Annotated in this window: 3 protein-coding genes; 1 reads left to right on the top strand and 2 read right to left on the bottom strand. The window is 45.5% G+C overall.

The window, feature by feature from the left end; all coding sequences use genetic code 11:
* On the bottom strand, positions 1 to 1,036 hold a 1,036-nt coding region (locus F6J94_RS32145; RefSeq protein ID WP_293047663.1), incomplete at its 3' end, for a site-2 protease family protein.
* Positions 1,037 to 1,086: 50 nt separating this feature from the next.
* On the opposite strand from F6J94_RS32145, the gene F6J94_RS32140 reads away from it, so the two are divergent.
* Positions 1,087 to 1,791, top strand: a complete 705-nt coding sequence (locus F6J94_RS32140; protein ID WP_293047662.1) for an MBL fold metallo-hydrolase — start codon at positions 1,087 to 1,089, stop codon at positions 1,789 to 1,791.
* A 69-nt stretch (positions 1,792 to 1,860) separates the two neighbouring features.
* Here F6J94_RS32140 and ctpA read toward each other — a convergent pair whose 3' ends face one another.
* Positions 1,861 to 3,096 (bottom strand): carboxyl-terminal processing protease CtpA, encoded by a 1,236-nt coding sequence (gene ctpA / locus F6J94_RS32135; protein ID WP_293019720.1) that lies wholly within the window; start codon positions 3,094 to 3,096, stop codon positions 1,861 to 1,863.
* Positions 3,097 to 3,276: the final 180 nt, after the last annotated feature.

The raw sequence follows: 3,276 nt of genomic DNA, 5'->3' as shown, positions 1-3,276 counted from the left end.
CAGACAAAGGCACTACAGTGGAATGGGCTAATCCCCACATTAGGATTGGTAGGGTAACCACGAAGCCAACTAGTGGACCAGCAATGCCTATATCAAATAAGGCTTTACGGTTAGGAACAGGAGAGCGTATATGAATAAATGCTCCCAATGTTCCCAAGAAGAAAAAGGGTATCGGGATAAAGTACGGCAGAGTTGTACGCACCTTGTAAACCATTGCGGCAAAATAATGACCGAGTTCATGAATGCTGAGAATTGCCATTAAGGCCAGGGCATAGGGCAGTCCTTGCAGTAAAAGCGCTGGGTCAGTAAGGGGATTTTCTGACACTCCAGCTATCTGAGTGCCGATCCAGGTGGTGGTAAACAAGGTAATGAGCATCAGACCCAATGCTAAACCAGGTCGCGTTAATGATTCAGACCCCCTGTAAGGTTTGGTTGATTTTTTGGTATTGGGCACTAGAGCAAAAAAGGGTTTGCCGCTAAAGCTTTCTTGAAAGACTACGAAGAAGCGATCGCCAAACTCAGCTTCTATATTTGACCGCACGGTACGGTAGGCTTGCTCTGGGTTAGTGCGGAGTTTGCCGCGACACAACACTACTTGAGGTCGGTACTCAATATTTTGGAGATAGTAGATTCCCCAGGGAAAACAATTTCTCAGCTCTGTTTCTTCTTCTCTAGTGATGGGACGAAGGCTTGACTTTTCAGTTGCCGATGAAATTTTGGCGACCGGGTCTGAGGTAGTTGTTTTAGTCGGATTCTCTTTGGTCATTGTTGAATTGGGAGCTGGGCGTCCCCACTGAATCAGCAGCCAGTACAACGGCAAGCAAATGACAAATGGACCGAGCAATAGGGCTGGTGGTATTGGTGTGTTCTCACCATTGAAAAGAGTCCAACCAATCCATACTAGTGGTGGAATCATCATTACCAGCCACAGTAACCAGACTGGTGTCTGAGTGAGGCTAGCAACGCTTCGCTGGATAACGAAGTAAGTGATCACAGCGAGTAAAATAAATGTAAATGGGAGTAGCCAGAGTTCCATGATTAAAGATCACACCGTCTACTAAAAACTACAATTAAACTACAAGCATTGTGCAACCCGATACTCCAGCAAAAGGCGATTTTGATTTTACGCCAAGCGGATCGTCTAATCAGCAACCTGCTGCATCCAAGCCACCACGCCTTGTTCTTGATACCATTTTTGCTTTTCCACCCAATCGAGATACGTTAGGTGGTACGGCTTATATTATTGTAGGAAATTCCTTCAACCTATTGATTGATTGTCCTGCCTGGAATGAGACTAACCAACAATTTTTGCGTGAGCAAGGGGGAGTCTCATCACTGGTAATTACCCATCGGGGTGGTATTGGTAAAGCAAAGGAAATTCAGGAGAGTATGGGGTGCCAAGTCCTGATTCAAGAACAAGAGGCTTACTTACTGCCGGGATTAGACCTAGTTACATTTCACCAGGAGTTGACTATAAATCCCTACTGCTACGTCATTTGGACTCCTGGTCACTCTCCTGGTTCTTCTTGTCTTTACTACACTGGTGCCGGGGGTGTGCTATTTTCTGGGCGTCATTTGCTTCCTAGTAAACAAGGAGAACTGTTGCCCCTGCGAACCCCGAAAACATTTCATTGGCCGAGACAGATTCGGAGTCTGCAATCGTTGCTTGAGCGTTTTACCCCAGAGACTCTTCAATTTATCTGTCCTGGTGCCAATACTGGTTTTTTGCGAGGCAAAGGCGTGATTGACCAAGCTTATCAGCGTTTATCAGCAAGTTTGGGCGAAGTTTAAAAACCCAGAAGAGCTATATATCTGACGCCCTGACCCCCTGATGCTCTGACGCCCTAATCTACAGATAATCTAACTTGCCTTAGCAAGAAAAGTATCAGAGGTTAACAACTTGATTGCTTCCTGATACTGAGTATCTGCTTTTGTTCCCACTTCGCTCAAACTAATTGCTTCTAACGGCACTTCCAAGTCTGGCTCAATCCCTAATTTATTAATATCCCGGTGATTGGGGGTCTCGTACTTGGCAACGGTAACTGCTAATCCTGACCCATCTATTAGTTCAAATAAGGACTGAATTAACCCTTTGCCAAAGGTTTTTTCCCCGACTAGCTTTGCCCTACCATTGTCCTGTAAAGCCCCAGCTAGAATCTCACTAGCACTGGCGCTGCCTTGATTAACTAATACAACCAAGGGGTCTTCCGTAAGAGCGTCACCATAGGCTTCAAAGCTACCAATGGTGCCTTGGCGGTTAACGGTGTAAACAATAGTGCCTTGATCTAACCAGAGGCGAGCAATTTCAATACCTGCCTGCAAGAGACCCCCTGGATTATTCCTGAGATCAAGAATATAGCCATCTGCACCCATCTCCTTGAGTTTAGCAACGGCGTGGGCAACTTCCATTGGGGCGTTGGCACTAAATTGAGACAGGCGAATATAACCGACTGGGTCTCTATTGTCCTGGGTATCGAGGACAGAATACACTGGGTTTAGGGAAATGCGATCGCGTACTATTTCCACCAATTTTGGCTGTTCTTTCTGGCTTTGAATCTTCAAGGTAACTGTTGTACCAATTGGTCCACGCATCCGCGCTGCCGCTTCATCTAGAGTCATGTCCCTAGTCAGCATGCCATCAATTTCTAGGATGTGATCCCGTGGTCGGATACCGGCTAAATCCGCTGGTGATTGAGCAATTGGGGTGATTACTTCTAACTGACCAGTTTCCACATCAATGGCAATTTGTAGCCCGACACCGGAGAGTTCACCAGAGGTGCTGATTTGCAAACTATGATATTGTTCAGGTCTGAGCAATCGTGTGAAGGGATCCCCAAGACTACCTAACATTGTTTCTATGGCAGTATAGGTAGCTTCACGATTAGGCAGCCGCTTTTTCAAGGTCTTCTGACGTAACGACCACCAATTTTGATGGTTAAAGGTATCATCAACGTAGGATTGAGAGACAATCCGCCATGCTTGGGAGAAAAGCCTTTCCTCCTGAGAGAAGGCAGCCGCTTTTGGTGTCCAGCAGGCAGACAATAGCATGATTGGCAAGATTAGTAACAGTCCAACCCACAAGGATCGTTTGTGCATGATCAAAATTATTAGAGTACTTGTTAAGTTATATTACCTGTAACCGCTATCAGGTATAATATTAGGGCTGTAACCGCCAGAGTTTACGGCAAATTAATGAAGCAAGTCATGTTAAAATTAACATCATGTAACATATAGGCTGTATTCGTTGTAACTTAGGGAGTCTTCAACTCCCTAAGA

This window comes from Moorena sp. SIO1F2, assembly GCF_010672755.1.
Classification (GTDB): domain Bacteria; phylum Cyanobacteriota; class Cyanobacteriia; order Cyanobacteriales; family Coleofasciculaceae; genus Moorena.
The sequence above is the reverse complement of the archived record's forward strand: the minus strand, read 5'-3'. Positions and strand labels throughout refer to the sequence as shown.